The sequence below is a fragment of the Nakamurella panacisegetis genome, assembly GCF_900104535.1.
GTDB lineage: Bacteria > Actinomycetota > Actinomycetes > Mycobacteriales > Nakamurellaceae > Nakamurella > Nakamurella panacisegetis.
Genome location: NZ_LT629710.1, coordinates 431,767 through 447,160, shown reverse-complemented (window position 1 = coordinate 447,160; position 15,394 = coordinate 431,767). Strand labels below are relative to the sequence as shown.

Annotated in this window: 12 protein-coding genes and 1 pseudogene; 10 read left to right on the top strand and 3 right to left on the bottom strand. The window is 70.3% G+C overall.

The genetic code is table 11. The features are described 5' to 3' along the window. Positions 1-31 precede the first annotated feature (31 nt). The 4 genes and pseudogenes from ilvD to BLS97_RS01975 all read left to right on the top strand — a co-directional run bounded on the left by ilvD (position 32) and on the right by BLS97_RS01975 (position 4,141). The gene (gene ilvD, locus BLS97_RS01990) at positions 32-1,711 is read left to right on the top strand and encodes a dihydroxy-acid dehydratase (RefSeq protein WP_090474306.1); all 1,680 of its coding nucleotides are present in this window, start codon (positions 32-34) and stop codon (positions 1,709-1,711) included. A 45-nt stretch (positions 1,712-1,756) separates the two neighbouring features. Continuing rightward, positions 1,757-2,692 carry a TIGR04222 domain-containing membrane protein gene (locus BLS97_RS01985; protein WP_090474304.1) on the top strand — a complete coding sequence of 312 codons (936 nt, stop codon included), beginning with the start codon at positions 1,757-1,759 and terminating at the stop codon, positions 2,690-2,692. Beyond that, a pseudogene (locus BLS97_RS01980) lies at positions 2,689-3,507 on the top strand (DUF692 domain-containing protein); the annotation flags it as partial. The gene BLS97_RS01985 and the pseudogene BLS97_RS01980, both read left to right, overlap by 4 nt. Positions 3,508-3,598: 91 nt before the next feature. Beyond that, positions 3,599-4,141, top strand: a complete 543-nt coding sequence (locus BLS97_RS01975; RefSeq protein WP_197676357.1) for a hypothetical protein — start codon at positions 3,599-3,601, stop codon at positions 4,139-4,141. 64 nt (positions 4,142-4,205) lie between these two features. Here the strand turns inward: BLS97_RS01975 and BLS97_RS01970 are convergent, their stop codons facing one another. Beyond that, positions 4,206-5,279 carry a LacI family DNA-binding transcriptional regulator gene (locus BLS97_RS01970; protein ID WP_090474303.1) on the bottom strand — a complete coding sequence of 358 codons (1,074 nt, stop codon included), beginning with the start codon at positions 5,277-5,279 and terminating at the stop codon, positions 4,206-4,208. A 234-nt stretch (positions 5,280-5,513) separates the two neighbouring features. Between BLS97_RS01970 and BLS97_RS01965 the strand changes: the two genes are divergently transcribed. Next, on the top strand, positions 5,514-6,755 hold the full coding sequence (locus tag BLS97_RS01965; protein ID WP_090481076.1) for an MFS transporter: 1,242 nt from the start codon (positions 5,514-5,516) through the stop codon (positions 6,753-6,755). A 232-nt stretch (positions 6,756-6,987) separates the two neighbouring features. Beyond that, complete coding sequence (gene ahcY, locus BLS97_RS01960; RefSeq protein ID WP_197676537.1) at positions 6,988-8,466, top strand: adenosylhomocysteinase; 1,479 nt, start codon at positions 6,988-6,990, stop codon at positions 8,464-8,466. 323 nt (positions 8,467-8,789) lie between these two features. Here the strand turns inward: ahcY and BLS97_RS01955 are convergent, their stop codons facing one another. Beyond that, positions 8,790-9,161 (bottom strand): FKBP-type peptidyl-prolyl cis-trans isomerase, encoded by a 372-nt coding sequence (locus BLS97_RS01955; RefSeq protein ID WP_090474301.1) that lies wholly within the window; start codon positions 9,159-9,161, stop codon positions 8,790-8,792. A gap of 98 nt (positions 9,162-9,259) precedes the next feature. Between BLS97_RS01955 and BLS97_RS01950 the strand changes: the two genes are divergently transcribed. Next, complete coding sequence (locus BLS97_RS01950; protein ID WP_090474300.1) at positions 9,260-9,895, top strand: dTMP kinase; 636 nt, start codon at positions 9,260-9,262, stop codon at positions 9,893-9,895. Between the two features lie 42 nt (positions 9,896-9,937). Here BLS97_RS01950 and BLS97_RS01945 read toward each other — a convergent pair whose 3' ends face one another. Beyond that, positions 9,938-10,840 carry a hypothetical protein gene (locus BLS97_RS01945; RefSeq protein WP_090474299.1) on the bottom strand — a complete coding sequence of 301 codons (903 nt, stop codon included), beginning with the start codon at positions 10,838-10,840 and terminating at the stop codon, positions 9,938-9,940. A 151-nt stretch (positions 10,841-10,991) separates the two neighbouring features. On the opposite strand from BLS97_RS01945, the gene mtrA reads away from it, so the two are divergent. Genes mtrA through BLS97_RS01930 form a run of 3 tightly spaced genes read left to right on the top strand, consistent with a single transcriptional unit; the run spans position 10,992 to position 15,294 of the window. Further along, positions 10,992-11,669: an MtrAB system response regulator MtrA gene (gene mtrA / locus BLS97_RS01940; RefSeq protein ID WP_090474298.1), complete on the top strand. Its 678-nt coding sequence runs from the start codon at positions 10,992-10,994 to the stop codon at positions 11,667-11,669. After that, on the top strand, positions 11,666-13,402 hold the full coding sequence (gene mtrB / locus BLS97_RS01935; RefSeq protein ID WP_231988309.1) for an MtrAB system histidine kinase MtrB: 1,737 nt from the start codon (positions 11,666-11,668) through the stop codon (positions 13,400-13,402). The genes mtrA and mtrB overlap by 4 nt, the downstream gene beginning before the upstream one ends. After that, positions 13,399-15,294: an LpqB family beta-propeller domain-containing protein gene (locus BLS97_RS01930; protein WP_090474297.1), complete on the top strand. Its 1,896-nt coding sequence runs from the start codon at positions 13,399-13,401 to the stop codon at positions 15,292-15,294. The genes mtrB and BLS97_RS01930 overlap by 4 nt, the downstream gene beginning before the upstream one ends. The last annotated feature ends 100 nt before the right edge of the window (positions 15,295-15,394 follow it).

The window sequence follows — 15,394 nt, the reverse complement described above, 5'->3', positions numbered from 1 at the left end:
CGGATAGGCTCCACTCGTGAGCACACCCGACATGAAGCCCCGCAGTCGCGACGTCACCGACGGCATCGAGAGCACCGCCTCCCGCGGCATGCTCCGCGCGGTCGGGATGGGCGACGCGGATTGGGGCAAGCCGCAGATCGGCATCGGCAGCTCCTGGAACGAGATCACCCCGTGCAACCTGTCGTTGGACCGCTTGGCGCAGGCGTCGAAGGAAGGGGTGCATGCCGGCGGCGGGTACCCGCTCCAGTTCGGCACCATCTCCGTCTCGGACGGGATCTCCATGGGCCACGAGGGTATGCACTTCTCCCTGGTCTCCCGGGAGGTCATCGCCGACTCGGTCGAGACCGTCATGCAGGCCGAACGGCTGGACGGGTCGGTTCTGCTGGCCGGCTGCGACAAGTCCCTGCCGGGCATGCTGATGGCGGCCGCCCGGCTGGACCTGGCCTCGGTGTTCCTCTACGCGGGCACCATCGCCCCGGGGTGGGTGAAGCTGGAGGACGGAACCGAGAAGAACGTCACCCTGATCGATGCCTTCGAGGCGGTCGGCGCCTGCAAGACGGGCAAGATGAGCATGGGCGACCTGGACCGGATCGAGCGCGCGGTCTGTCCCGGTGAGGGTGCGTGCGGCGGCATGTACACGGCCAACACGATGGCGTCGGCGGCGGAGGCGCTGGGCATGTCGCTTCCCGGCTCGGCCGCGCCACCGGCGGCCGACCGCCGTCGGGACTACTTCGCGCACCGGTCCGGCGAGGCCGTCGTCAACCTGATCCGGCTCGGCCTGACCGCCCGGGACATCATGACCAAGAAGGCGTTCGAGAACGCCATCTCCGTCGTCATGGCGCTGGGCGGTTCCACCAATGCGGTGCTGCACCTGTTGGCCATCGCGCACGAGGCCGAGGTCGACCTGAGCCTGGACGATTTCAATCGGATCGCCGACCGGGTCCCGCACCTGGGAGACCTGAAGCCGTTCGGGCGGTACGTGATGAACGACATGGACCGGGTCGGCGGTATCCCGGTGATCATGAAAGCCCTGCTGGACGCCGGGTTGCTGCACGGCGACGCCTTGACGGTGACCGGGAAGACGCTGGCCGAGAACCTGGCCGACCTGTCCCTGCCCGATCTGGACGGCGACGTGCTGCGCAAGCTGGACAACCCCCTGCACAAGACCGGCGGCATCGCGATCCTGCGCGGCTCACTGGCTCCGCAGGGGGCCGTGGTCAAGACTGCTGGGTTCGACCTGGCCACCTTCGAGGGCCCGGCCCGGGTCTTCGAGCGGGAACGATCGGCCATGGACGCGCTGACCAACGGCGAGGTGACGGCCGGTGACGTGATCGTCATCCGGTACGAGGGGCCCAAGGGCGGGCCGGGCATGCGGGAGATGCTGGCCATCACCGCGGCCATCAAGGGGGCCGGGCTCGGCCAGAACGTGCTGCTGCTGACCGACGGGCGGTTCTCCGGCGGCACGACCGGCCTGTGCATCGGGCACATCGCACCGGAGGCGGTCGACGGCGGCCCGATCGCGTTCGTCCGCGACGGCGACCGGATCCGGGTCGACATTGCCCGGCGCACCCTCGACCTGATGGTCGACGAGGCAGAGCTGGCCGCGCGGCGGGAGGGTTGGGTCCCCCTGCCGCACCGGTACAAGCGGGGGGTGCTGGCCAAGTACTCCAAGCTCGTCGGCTCGGCCGCCCAGGGCGCGATCACCAGCTGACGGAGCAGCGCGGGCGGGGATCCGCGCCGAGGGAGGGACAAGGCCATGAACACCGCAGCCGCCCGGCCGTTGGCCGCCCCGGGGGACACCTGGGGTGTGTCCGGTGCCGACTTCTTCCGCGAGTATCTGGTGTCCGCGATCGTCGCGGTCGCGGTGGTGATCGTGGTGCGAAGAATGCTGACCCGCGGTTCCCGCCGCGCTGCGGAGGCGAGGACCGACCCGGAGGCGATCGGATACCTGGTGGACGGGCGGGTGCGTGCCTTCTACGTCGCGCTGACCGCCCTGCGGGCCCTGCACCTGGTGAAGCCGGTCGGCAAGGGCAGGATCATCAAGGCCGGCAGCAGCCGGGTCCCGCTGTCCGACCTGCAACAGGCGGTGCTACAGGTCTGCGTGCACGGCGTGCGCACCATGGCCGCGGCCGCCGATCCACGACTGACTCCCGCGATGAACCGGATCCGCGACCTCCTGCGATCGGCCGGGCTGGTGACCGATGCCGGTGCCCGGCTGGGATGCCGCATCGTGGTGGTGCCCCTGATGGCACTGGAGGCGCTCGGCGCGGCCCGGATCGCATCCGCACCGGAAGGTCACCCGATCGCTCACCTGGTGATGGTCATGATCGCGCTCGGCGCCGTCACCCTGATCCTCCTGATCCGCGTGCCGAGAACCACGGCGGCGGGTCGATCGTTGATGCGGCGTCAACGCCGCGGCCACGCCCATCTGCGGACGTCCAGTCACCCAGCCTGGTCGACCTACGGTGCATCCGGCGCCGGGCTCTCGGTGGCGCTGTTCGGGGTCGGTGCCCTCTACTCGATGGACCCGGAGTTCGCGGCCGCGGCCCGGGTCGCCGCGCCGGCCTCGGGTGGCTCCGGCTCCGATACAGGCGGGGGCAGCAGTTGTAGCAGCGGCGGCAGCAGTTGCAGCGGGGGCAGCAGCTGTGGCGGGGGCAGCAGTTGTGGTGGTGGCGGCGGGTGCGGCGGGTGACCGCGCCGGCCGGAGTCGGCATCGGATGGCGCCCCGAGATCGCCGGGTTCGTCGATGCTCTTCCCGGCCTCGGGTTCGTCGAGGTGGTCGCCGAGGGGATCGGCGCGTCGGCCCCGGAGACCCTGCTCCCCCTGATGTCCCGGGGCGTTCCGATCGTCTCCCACGGGACGCGGCTGTCCCTCGGTGGAGCGGAACGGCTCGATCCGCAACGGATCACGCAGTTCGCGACAGCCGCCGCGACGTTGGGAGCACCGATGGTCAGCGAGCACATCGCCTTCGTCCGGGCCGCCGGGGTGGAGGCCGGGCACCTGCTCCCCGTCCCGCGGACGCGGGAAGCGGTGGACGCGATCGTCCGCAACGTCGCCCAGTTGCGGCCCGAACTGGATGTCCCGCTGGCCCTGGAACCGATCGCGGCCGTCTTCGACTGGCCCGACGCCGAGCTGACCGAGGGTCAGTTCCTGACCGAGATCCTGGAGCGCACCGGCTGTCTGCTGCTACTGGACGTGGCCAACGTGTACGCCAACGCGCTGAACCGCCGGTTGGACCCGAGCGCCCTGTTCGAGGCTCTTCCGCTGGACCGGATCGCTTACGTGCACATGGCCGGCGGTGCGGAGGGGCCGGGCGCGGACGGGGTGTACCACGACACCCACACCGACCCGATCCCGCCGGCGGTGCTCGACCTGCTGTCGGAACTCGTTGCGCGTCAACCGGTCCCGGCGGTGATGCTGGAACGGGACGGCCACTATCCACCGGCCGCCGAACTCGGAAGAGAACTCGACGCCATCGCCGACCGCAGCCACCACCCGCGGGTGACCCTCGCCCCGGCTGCCCTTCCGCGCATACATTCCGCCCCGGCTGCCCTTCCGCGCATACATTCCGGCCCGGCGCATACATTCCGGCCCGGAAATGGCTGAAACGAGCCCGATCCGGGCCGTTTCGTCTGCGCCGCCGCAACACCAGCAGCAGCAGCAGCAACAACAACAGCAGCAGCAGCAGCAGCAGCCGTCGACGTCGGCCGCCGCATACGCCCGGGCGCAGGCGGATCTGGTCGCCGCCCTCACCGGGACGGCCCCGGTGCCCCCCGGCTTCGATCCCGATCGGATCGAGATCGCCCGGAACGCGTTGCTGCGCAAGCGCGCCGGCGAGATCGCCAGGCACTGGCCGCGGCTGCGGGCCGAACTGGGGGAGGGGTTCCAGGTCGAGTTCGCCGAGTGGGCCGCGCACCGTCCGACGGGCGGCGCCTGGCGTGACGGCTGGGATTTCGCACGCTCGCTCCGGGCCCGCGCGGTTCTCACCGGGATCGCGGCGCAGGAACTCGTGGAGCGGGAACTGCTGTTCCGGTACGACGGCACGAGACCGCCCCGGCGGCGGCGGGCGCCCGGGATGGCGCGGGTGAACGGGCACCTGCTCGTGCAGATCGCCGGGCACATCAGACTCTTCCGGCTCTGAAGCGCCCACCGGCTCTGACGCGCCCGCTGGCTCTGACGCGCCCCACCGGGTTTGACGCCGCGGCCTACTCGGCGGGGGGTGGGGCGGTGGTGTTGCCCAGGTGGAATTCGCTGGTGAACCGGGCGGCCTCCGGCTGCACGTCCTCCAGCATGTCCAGCACCATCCGGCCGGCCGTCGCACCCTGTTCGGCCGCCGGCTGCACCATGGTCGTGAGGTCGTGGGCGATGACGTTGTCCAGCCGGATTCCGTCGAACCCGACCACGCTGACGTCGGCCGGCACCTGCAGGCCGAGTTCCTGCGCGGCCCGGATGACGCCGGCCGCCAGCAGGTCGCTCTGGGCGATGATCGCGGTCGGGCGATCCGGCCGGCCCAGCAGTTCACGTCCGGCCAGCAGTCCTTCGTCGACCAGGCTGCCTGCGGCGACCAGGCCGGTCAGTTCCGGGAAGACGGTCCGGGCGCCGGCGAGCCGCTCGACGGTCGTGGAGATGGTGGCCCTGGCCTCCCACTCCGGGGTCAGCGGGCCGCGGGCGCGCGACTCTTCCAGAGGCAGGGTGACCGCGGCGATCCGGCGGTGGCCGAGGTCGTAGAGGTGCCGGGCCAGTTCGGCGGTGGCCGGACGGTCGTCGAGCGTCACCGAGAGCACGTCGTCGAACGGTGTACTGCCGAGCGAGACGATCGGGATCGATCGTCTCCGGGTGAGCTCGATGGAGCGGCCGACGTGCGGGCTGCAACCCATCAGCACCACGGCGTCCATCGGTGCCGTCTCGATGGCGGTCGGCCCGTCGCCGATTACCGGGACCAGCAGCAGCGAGTGGCCGGACGCGGCGATCTCCTGGGCGATGCCGTCCAGGAAGGCGATCATCACCGGATCCCGGAATGCCTGCAGCACCGTCTCCTCGAGCACGGCGGCGATGATGCCGGAACGGCCCTGCCGCAGCGACCGGGCCCTGGGGTCGGGACCGGCGTACTGCAGCTGCTCGGCTGCGGCCAGGACGCGTTCGCGGGTGGCCGCCGACACCGGCCCGGAACCGCTGAAGGCCAGTGACGCGGTGGACACCGACACACCGGCCAGGGCGGCCACCGCGGCCAGAGTGGGTCGCTTGTCCGGGTGGTGGCGTTCTGGTGCATCGCTCGTCATCGTTCCCACGGTCCACCTCCTGGCTGTCCTGGTCGGCCTGGCCGTCCCTGGCCCGGACCGCCCCCACCGGCGGGGTTGACCGCGCCGGACGCGCTCGCTACCTTAGTCGAAACACCGAATCGAATCGTTTCGACCGACGTCCGGGCAACCGGGGCGTCCCGGCTGGCGGGTTCCTCCGCGCCACCTCGGGCGCACCGGCCGGTGGCCGAGATCGCGATCTGCACAAAGGACAACATGAGCAACGCTGCTGCGTCGTCGACGGCGCCCGACTTGACCCGTGAGCAGGTCGTGACCTGGCGCAATGCCGTGTTCGTCATCTTCTCGCTGTCCGGGCTGGGGCTGGCCAGCTGGGTCGCCCGCATCCCGTCGGTCCGCGACTCGCTGCACGCCAGCACGGAGCTCATGGGTATCGTCGCCTTCGGCCTGGCCGCCGGGTCGATCGTCGGGCTGGTGTTCTCCAGTCACGTGCTCGTGCGCTTCGGCCCGGCCCGGACCATCGGCGGCGCCGTCGTGGTCAGCGCGGCCGGGCTCACCCTGGCCGGCTTGGCCTCCACCCTGTTCACCACGCCGGTTCTGGCCATCGTCGGGCTGGCCCTGTTCGGCGCCGGCACCGGAATGTGCGACGTCGCGATGAACGTCGAGGGGGCAGCCAACGAGCGGGCGCTGGGGCGGACCGTCATGCCGCTGTTCCACGCCGCGTTCAGCGTGGGCACGGTGGCCGGGGCGTTGCTCGGCGGCCTGGCCGAGAAGGCGCACCTGGCGATCGCGGTCCACCTCGGGATCATCGCGTCGGTGATGGTGGTGGCCGTTGCCCTGGCTGTCCGCAAACTGCCACCCCACCCCGACGCGGTGACCCCTGAGGTGTCCGACGACGGGTCGACGGCCGGTTGGCGCTCCCGACTGCTCATCTGGAAGAACCCGCGGATCCTGCTGATCGGGCTGATCGTCCTCGGCATGGCTTTCGCCGAGGGCAGCGCAACCGACTGGCTGGCCCTGGCCATGGTCGACGGGCACCACGTCGGCAACGCGACCGGCAGCTTCGTGTTCGGCATCTTCGTGGCCGCGATGACGATCGGCCGGGTAGCCGGAGTGCGGCTGCTGGACCGGTTCGGACGGGTGCTCGTGCTGCGGTCCTCGGCCGTCCTGGCGGCGGCGGGGCTGCTCATCGTGATCTTCGTGCCGAGCGCGGCGGTGGCTGCGATCGGGGTGGTCCTCTGGGGGCTGGGCGCGTCGCTGGGGTTCCCGGTCGGTATGTCGGCCGCCGCCGACGACCCGAAGAATGCGGCGGCCAGCGTCAGCGTGGTCGCGACCATCGGCTACTTCGCCTTCCTGGTCGGGCCGCCGTCCATCGGATTCCTGGGCCAGCACGTCGGTCTGTTGCACGCGTTGCTGCTGGTACTCGTGCTCGTCGGACTGGCCGGACTCACCGCCGGCGCGTCGCGCAAGCCGGAGACTGGCGCCGCCCCGACTTCCTGAGCCGGGCCCGAGGGTGGGCCGGGCCGCTTCTGAGCCGGGCCCGCGGGTGGGCCGCGTCTCCGGCCGGCAGCGTGACCGAACAGTGATCTCCCGGTACCCTGACCACTGACATGCACGCCCGCGGGCGTCCGGTGCAGGGCTGCCGATCAGGGCAGATCCGAGTCCGGCCGTTGGGTGCTGCGATCCGCGCGGCGCCAAATTCTGCGCTAGGAGCGTTTCGTTGACCTCAACCCTGAGCCCCGAGCTGGTCGCTGACCGCATCGGCGACCTCGACTTCAAGGTGGCCGATCTCTCGCTGGCCGAGTTCGGCCGCAAGGAGATCACCCTCGCCGAGCACGAGATGCCCGGCCTGATGACCCTGCGCCGCGAGTACTCGGAGGTGCAGCCGCTCAAGGGCGCGCGCATCGCCGGCTCGCTGCACATGACCGTCCAGACCGCGGTCCTCATCGAGACCCTGGTTGCCCTCGGCGCCAGCGTCCGCTGGGTGTCCTGCAACATCTTCTCCACCCAGGACCACGCCGCCGCGGCGACCGTCGTCGGCCCCTACGGCACCGTGGACGAGCCCAAGGGCGTCTCGGTCTACGCCTGGAAGGGCGAGACCCTGCCCGAGTACTGGTGGTGCACCGATCAGATGCTGCGGTGGCCGGCCCCGGCCGGTGAGCGTCAGGGCCCGAACATGATCCTCGACGACGGCGGCGACGTCACCATGCTCATCCACAAGGGTGTGCAGTACGAGAAGGCCGGCGTCGTCCCGCCGACCGACGAGTCCGACAGCGAGGAGTGGGGCGTCGTCCTCGACCTGCTCCGCAAGTCCCTGGCCACCGACCCCGGGTACTACTCCGAGATCGGCCCGAAGATCCTCGGCGTGACGGAGGAGACCACCACTGGTGTGCTGCGTCTGTACCAGCTGGCCGCGGCGGGCGAACTGCTCTTCCCGGCGATCAACGTCAACGACTCGGTCACCAAGAGCAAGTTCGACAACAAGTACGGCTGCCGGCACTCGCTGATTGACGGCATCAACCGCGCCACCGACGTCCTCATCGGCGGCAAGGTCGCTCTGGTGGCCGGCTACGGCGATGTCGGCAAGGGCTGCGCCGAGTCCCTCCGCGGCCAGGGTGCGCGCGTCATCATCGCCGAGATCGACCCCATCTGTGCCCTGCAGGCGCTGATGGACGGCTACCAGGTGGCGACCATCGACCAGGCCATCTCCAGCGCCGACTTCATCATCACCACCACCGGCAACAAGGACATCATCACCACCGCGCACATGCAGGCGATGAAGCACCAGGCCGTGCTGGGCAACATCGGTCACTTCGACAACGAGATCGACATGGCCGGGCTGGCCAAGCTCCCGGGCGTCACCAAGCTGGAGATCAAGCCGCAGGTGCACCTGTGGACCTTCGCGAACGGCAAGACCATCCTGGTGCTGTCCGAAGGCCGCCTGCTGAACCTGGGTAACGCCACCGGCCACCCGTCGTTCGTCATGTCGGCGTCCTTCGCCAACCAGACGATCGCGCAGATCGAGCTGTTCACCAAGCGCAACGAGTACGACCTCGAGGTCTACCGGCTGCCGAAGCACCTGGACGAGAAGGTCGCGCTGATCCACGTCCTGGCCCTGGGCGGGGAGATGACCAAGCTCACCAAGGAGCAGGCCGAATACATCGGCGTCGACGTCGAAGGCCCGTACAAGGCCGACCACTACCGGTACTAGGAGTCCGGCGCCGTCCGTCCGCGCCTGATCCGACCGACGAAATGCCCCGCGAGAGCTGATGTCTCGCGGGGCATTTCGCTGTCTCGATGGTGCACGATCCGGCATGGATCAACTTGTGCACGATCCCGCATGGATCAACGGTGCACGATCCGGCATGGATCAACTTGGCCGATGTGGGACTGGAGTGACGCGAGTGAACACGTTCGTCCATGCCTGCGAAGTTGATCCACGCCGGGGAGAGCTGACGCCGGGGAGAGCCGGCGCCGGGGAGAGCCGGCGCCGGGGAGAGCTGACGCCCGGGGGGTCCTGACGCAGGGGGAGGGTCAGTTCACGGCCAGCAGATCGATGATGAAGATCAGGGTCTGGCCGGACAGGCGGTGGCCGGAGCCGGCCGGGCCGTACGCGAGATGCGGGGGGATGACCAGTTCGCGGCGGCCGCCGACCTTCATGCCGGGGATGCCGTCCTGCCAGCCCTGGATCAGGCCGCGCAACGGGAACTGGATGGACTCGCCGCGATTCCACGAGGAGTCGAACTCCTCGCCGCTGCTGAATTCGACTCCCAGGTAGTGCACGGTCACCTTGGCCCCGGGAACGGCCTCCGCGCCGTCGCCGACGGTGATGTCGCGGATCTGCAGCTCGTTCGGCGCGTCACCGGTGGGGAAGTCGATCTCGGGCTTGCTGGCTGGATTCGTCATGCGGCCATCCAACCATCCCCGCCGCGGCCGGGGTCAAGCCGAGGATTCCGCCCGGCGCTCGTCCGGCCGGCGGTGCAGCCGCCGGTAGGGTTCCGGGAGTGGGCCGACTGATCGTGATCGAGGGACTGGACGGGTCCGGCAAGCAGACCCTCACCAAGGGGTTGGCCGAACAGGCCAGGGCGACCGGTCTCGGCATCACCACCATGGCCTTTCCCCGGTACGGCGTCGACATCCACGCCGATCTGGTGCGCGACGCCCTGTACGGCCGTCTGGGCGATCTCTCGGATTCGGTGTACGGGACGGCGCTGCTGTTCGCGCTCGACCGCCGGGCGGCAGCGCAGGAGATCCGCGACCGTCTCACGCAGTTCGACCTGGTGGTGCTGGACCGCTACGTCAGTTCCAACGCCGCGTACGGAGCGGCGCGGTTGGGTGGCCCCGAGGTGGACACCGGCTTCCCGGAGTGGGTGCTGGATCTGGAGATCGGCCGGTTCGGCCTGCCGCGGCCCGACCGCCAGGTGCTGCTGGCCACCCCCCGGCACATCGCCGCGCAACGGGCCGCGGGCCGTGCCGAGCAGGACAGCAGCCGGTCCCTGGACCGCTTCGAGTCCGATGCCGGCCTGCAGGAGCGCACGGCCGCGATGTACGAGCGGTTCGCCGCCGAGGAGTTCCTGTCGCCCTGGACGGTGCTCCGCCCCGACCGTCCCGTCGACCTACTGGCCGAGCTGGTCGGGTGAACCCGGTCCGACGCATCGGCGCGCCGAACGGTCCGCCCGGGTCTAGCTGAAGGACGACGGCTGCGAACTGGCCAGCAGTGCCTGGGCCAGACCCTCTCGGCGCATCCGGATGTCGATGTAGATCATGGCTGTGACGGACGCCGTCCAGGCCAGCGTCAGGGCCCCGACGACGACCGCGATGGCCTGGGTCAGGTACAGGTGCACAACGGGATCACTGTTGCTGACCAGCTGGCCGAGGATCGCCGCCGCGCCGAAGCCGATGGCGCCGGTGATCAATCCGGCCAGACACATGATCCCGAACAGCCGACCCTTGACGCCGGTGCTGAGCGCCGCGGCCCGCCGCATCGAATCGACGACGGAGGATTTCTCCATGGCGACCACCGGGCCGGCCGGCAGCAGCATCAGCCACGCGATGATGCCCGGCACCACCAGCAGAACGGACCCGACCGCGACGGCCAGACCGCAGAGCACGGCCACTCCGGTGAGCGGGCCGAGCCGACCGCGGAGCCGGGCCAGGCCGGCGCTGTTCGGCGCTTCGGCGGTGGTGGCGCCGAGGGCGGCAAACGGGGTGGCCACCGCGGCCAGCACCGGAGCGGCGATCAGGCTGACGAGCCCGGCCGCCCCGACAGCGGGGAGCAGATGGCTGAACAGGTAGGAGATCTGCGCCTGGATCTCGGCCGGGCCGGCCTGCGGGTCGATGGTGCTGAGCCGTCCGGAGGCGAATTCCTCGAGAGACCCGTTCGCCTTCATCACCGCGAACTCCACCGCACTGGAGACGACGCCGATCAGCAGCCCGATCGGCGCCAGGACCAGGATGTGCCGCCAGGCCACCCTCGCCGCGGCGCCGAAGATCTCACCGATCTGCAGCGGCCGCAACGGGTACAACCCCGGCTGCGGGGCATTGAGGTTGGAGTTCGCTGGGTTCGAATACGGCGGGAGACTCACCGCCTCATCGTCCCATGTGGCGCCGCCCGCGCTCGCCCGGGAAGGCCGGCCCACCCCGGCCGGCCGTCGCGCCGGCCCGCTGCGGGGGTCGCCCCGCCCGGTCTGGTGGGACCTGCGCACATCTGGAGCGCCGAGATGACACCATGGTGGAATGAGAGCGCGCGTTCTGGTGGTCGACGACGACCCTGCCCTGGCCGAGATGCTGACCATCGTGCTGCGTGGTGAGGGTTTCGACACCGCAGTTGTCCGGGATGGCGCGAAGGCCCTCGACGTCTTCCGGGAGATCCACCCGGACCTGGTCCTGCTCGACCTGATGCTGCCTGGCACCTCCGGTCTGGACGTGTGCAAGGAGATCCGGGCCGAGTCGGGGATCCCGATCATCATGCTGACGGCCAAGACCGACACGGTCGACGTCGTCCTCGGTCTGGAGTCCGGGGCCGACGACTACGTCATGAAGCCGTTCAAGCCCAAGGAGCTGACCGCCCGGATCCGGGCCCGGCTCCGGCACGCGGACGTGGGCACGGCCGAACGTCTGCGGGTGGCCGACATCGAGATCGACGTGCTGGGTCACCAGGTGACCCGGGACAACGAGCCGATCCCGCTGACCCCGTTGGAGTTCGACCTGCTGGTCGCGCTGGCCCGCAAACCGCGTCAGGTGTTCACCCGTGAAGTGCTGCTCGAGCAGGTCTGGGGCTACCGGCACGCGGCCGACACCCGGCTGGTCAACGTGCACGTGCAGCGGTTGCGCAGCAAGATCGAGAAGGACCCGGAGCGGCCCGAGGTCGTGGTCACGGTGCGCGGCGTCGGTTACAAGGCCGGCATAGCGTGACGATCGGTCCAACGCCGGCGACCTCGTCGCCCCGGCGGCGGGCCGTCCCACTGCGTCTGCAGGGTTCCCGTCTGCGGGCGGCGTTGTCCTTCTGGAGTCGATCGCTGCTGCTGCGGGTCGCCGTCCTGACGTTGTTCTTCTCCACGCTGGCCATGTTCGGCGTCGGATTGGTCCTGCAGCAGCAGATCACCAAGGGCTTGCTGGTGACGCGGCAGAACGTCGCCCTGGCCGAGGTCGAGAAGGCCGCCCAGACCGTGCAGTCCGACCTGCAGGGGGCCGATGCCGATCCGAGTTCACTGGCCCGCGCGCTGGGTCTGACCCTGCAGAAGCTGGGCAACCCGGCCCTGGTCAACGAGTCGAACGCGACGGCCAGCAACTCCGGTGCCTTCGATCCGGTGATCATCCCGGCCGACAGCTCGTTGACCGTCGGGCCGCTCGCCGCCGACGTCCCGGCGGACCTGAAGGCATCCGTGCTGGAGGGAAACGTCGCCTACCAGTACACGACGGTGCGGAACGTCCCGGCCCTGGTGGTCGGCTCACCCGCCTCGACCAGCACCGATACCTTCTCGGTGTTCCTGATCTTCTCATTGGCGGCCGATCAGGCCACCGCCGCGGTGGTGCGGAACACGCTGCTGCTGGGCGGGGCGGGCCTGGCCCTGGCCCTGGCTCTGATCGCCGTCCTGGTGGCCCTGCAGGTGGTCCGCCCGGTCCGGCGGGCCGCAGCGGTGGCCCAGCGGCTGGCCGCCGGCGACCTGGCCGAGCGGATGCCCGTCAAGGGACCGATCGAGCTCACCGCCCTGGCCCGATCGTTCAACGGCATGGCCGATGCCATCCGCGCGCAGATCCGCCAGCTCGAGGAGTTCGGCAGCCTGCAACGGCGGTTCACCTCGGATGTCTCCCACGAGTTGCGCACCCCGGTGACGACGGTCCGGATGGCCGCCGACCTGCTCTACGACAGCCGGGAGGACCTGCCGGCCCACCTCGGCCGCTCCACGGAGCTGCTGGTGGCCGAACTCGATCGGTTCGAGACCCTGCTGGCCGACCTGCTCGAGATCAGCCGGTACGACGCCGGGATGGCCGAGCTCTCGGCCGAGAAGGTGGACATCCGGGGCGTGATCGCGTCCTGCATCGCCGCGTCAGAGCCGATCGCCGCGAACGCCGGCGTGAAGATCCGACGAACCCTTCCCCCGAAGCCGGTGGTGGCTGAGATCGACAGCCGCCGGGTCGAACGCATCCTGCGGAACCTGCTCAACAACGCCATCGACCACGCTGACGGGAGCACGGTCGACGTCGAACTGGTCAGTGACTCCGACGTGCTGGCGATCACCGTCACCGATCACGGCGTCGGACTCAAACCCGGTGAGGCCGGACTGGTGTTCAACCGCTTCTGGCGGGCCGATCCGTCGCGCCAGCGCCAGACCGGCGGCACCGGACTCGGTCTGGCCATCTCCCTCGAGGACGCCCGGCTGCACGGCGGTTGGCTGCAGGCGTCGGGCGGGCCGGGTCAGGGCGCCCGGTTCCGGCTGACACTCCCGCTGGTGGCCGGCGCGCTGGTGGAGTCGTCGCCGCTTCCGCTCCGGATCGGTGATGAGGGTGACGACGCGGGCCCGGACGCCTCGGACCCGATGGACAATCGGGATTGGAACCACCACGGCCTGGCCGGTGCCCTGCCCGCCGGCGGCACCATCAACTGGCCGGGTGTTCTGGACGCGAAGGACGAGGGGGCCAGATGAGGTCTCGGACAAGGCTTCTGCTGATGGGAGCGGTGGCCGTGCTGCTGGTCGGCTGCAGCGGGATCCCGGGGTCGAGCGCCGTCCATGCCGTCAGCCGGGTCGCCGATCAGGTCAGCGAGTCGGCGCCGGCGCCGCCAATCCCCGGCTCCGGGCCGGGCGTCATCGTCAGCAGCTTCATCCAGGCCGCGGCCCGGGTGTCGTCCACCGGTGCCGTCGGGTCCGTGTTCGACGCTCCCGCGCAGTACCTCACGGCGAAGGCCAGAGCGGACTGGAAGACCAATCCGCCGAGCACGGTGCAGATCCTGAGCAACCAGAAGGTGATCCCGGGCGACAACGGCACGGTTGTCATCACCGGTACCTCGGAGGGCACCCTGGACACGGACAAGGCGTACCGCCCGGGCAACGGACTCGACATCAAGGTCACGCTCCATCTGGTGCAGGAGAGCGGTCAGTGGCGGATCAGCGATCCGCCGACCGCTCTGCTGATCCTGCAGTCGGACTTCAACCGGGTCTATGCGGCGCGCACCGTGTACTTCCTGGACGCCAGCCGCACCGTCGTCGTACCCGACCGGCGCTATCTGATCACGGGCACGACCAGGAACCGGGTGGCGACGCTGGTCAACCTGCTGCTGGCGGGCCCGGCCGGTCTGCTCAAGGGGGCCGCCCAGTCCGAGCTGGACCAGGGGTCCCTGCGCACCGCTGTGACCATCGACCAGCGCGGTATCGCGCACGTCGACCTGCTGGGCATCGATCTGCCGAAACCGGCCGACCAGGCGGCGCTGGCCGCCCAAATCGTCTGGACCCTGAATCCGGACGTGGCCCAGGTGATGATCGCGGTCAATGGGGTCCTGCTCAGCGACTCGGCGTACACCCGTCAGGCCCTCGAGTCGTTCAGCCCGGATCGGGTCCCGGGTACCGGCCAGGTCGTCTCCGATCCCTACTACGTGGACCGCAACCACCGCGTCGTCGACCTGCTGACCGGGGCCCCGATGTCCGGAAGCTTCGGCAGCGGGGCGGCCAGGGTGGTTTCCGCGGCCATGTCGGCCGGCACCGGCATGGTCGCCGGCGTATCGGATCCCGCCGGGGGAGCCGGGCAGACCCTGCTCATCGGACGGTACGACGGCGGAACCCCGCAATCCGCCCTGCGGGCCAAGACCCTCACCCAGCCGACGTTCAACCGCACCGGTGACGAGGTGTGGGTGGTGCAGAACGGCACTACGGCGCCCGAGATCTATCAGGTGTCGACCAGCCTGACCGGCGCTGCCGGGCTGCCCAGCCGGGCCAAGGTGGGGGTCAGCGGTCTGGAAGGTCGAACGGTCACCGGGCTCACCCTGTCGCCGGACGGTATCCGGGTGGCCATCGTGGCCGACGGCCAGTTGTTCATGGGGGCCATCGCCTCGTCGACGACCGCCGGCAAGGCGGACTCCACGGCCCCCGCGCCGGCCGACGGTCCGGACACCCTGTCGGTGATCAACCTGCAACCGATCCGCAGCCAACTCGGACAGGTGGGCTCGGTCGTGTTCAGCTCGGCCACGGAATTGCTGGCGGTCGGCCGGGAGTCCGGCTCCGGGCTCGGGTTCCGATCGATCACCAGCCTGGACGTGGACGGGTCCAATGCCATCCAGCTGACCTCGACCGGGCTGAACAACGACGTGCAATCGCTCGCCGTCAACACGGCCTCCGGGTCGGCGGTCGGCCCGGGTGACACCACTACGACGACCGACACGGACACCACGTCGGCCGCCGCCTCGATGTACGTGGTCTCGGCTCAGGCGCCCGGCGAGGCGGGGACGATCTCTGCGCTCAGCGGCAGCCAGACCAGCGGCGAATGGGTCGGCCCGGCCCGGGTCTCGGGCGACGGCACGGCGTTGAGCGTCTTCTTCCCGCACTGACCCTGGGGCCCCGGCCCGGCGCACGTCCATCCCTGTGGCCCCGGCCCGGCGCTTGTCCACCGGTGCCGGGGTTGTCCACAACCGTCCGTCGCCGGTTGCC

What these genes read in the sequence shown, in the direction of transcription:
- ilvD (WP_090474306.1), top strand. Translation starts at nt 32, where the DNA reads ATGAAGCCCCGCAGTCGCGACGTCACCGACGGCATCGAGAGCACCGCC.
- BLS97_RS01985 (WP_090474304.1), top strand. Translation starts at nt 1,757, where the DNA reads ATGAACACCGCAGCCGCCCGGCCGTTGGCCGCCCCGGGGGACACCTGG.
- BLS97_RS01975 (WP_197676357.1), top strand. Translation starts at nt 3,599, where the DNA reads ATGGCTGAAACGAGCCCGATCCGGGCCGTTTCGTCTGCGCCGCCGCAA.
- BLS97_RS01970 (WP_090474303.1), bottom strand. Translation starts at nt 5,279, where the DNA reads ATGACGAGCGATGCACCAGAACGCCACCACCCGGACAAGCGACCCACT.
- BLS97_RS01965 (WP_090481076.1), top strand. Translation starts at nt 5,514, where the DNA reads ATGAGCAACGCTGCTGCGTCGTCGACGGCGCCCGACTTGACCCGTGAG.
- BLS97_RS01955 (WP_090474301.1), bottom strand. Translation starts at nt 9,161, where the DNA reads ATGACGAATCCAGCCAGCAAGCCCGAGATCGACTTCCCCACCGGTGAC.
- mtrA (WP_090474298.1), top strand. Translation starts at nt 10,992, where the DNA reads ATGAGAGCGCGCGTTCTGGTGGTCGACGACGACCCTGCCCTGGCCGAG.
- BLS97_RS01930 (WP_090474297.1), top strand. Translation starts at nt 13,399, where the DNA reads ATGAGGTCTCGGACAAGGCTTCTGCTGATGGGAGCGGTGGCCGTGCTG.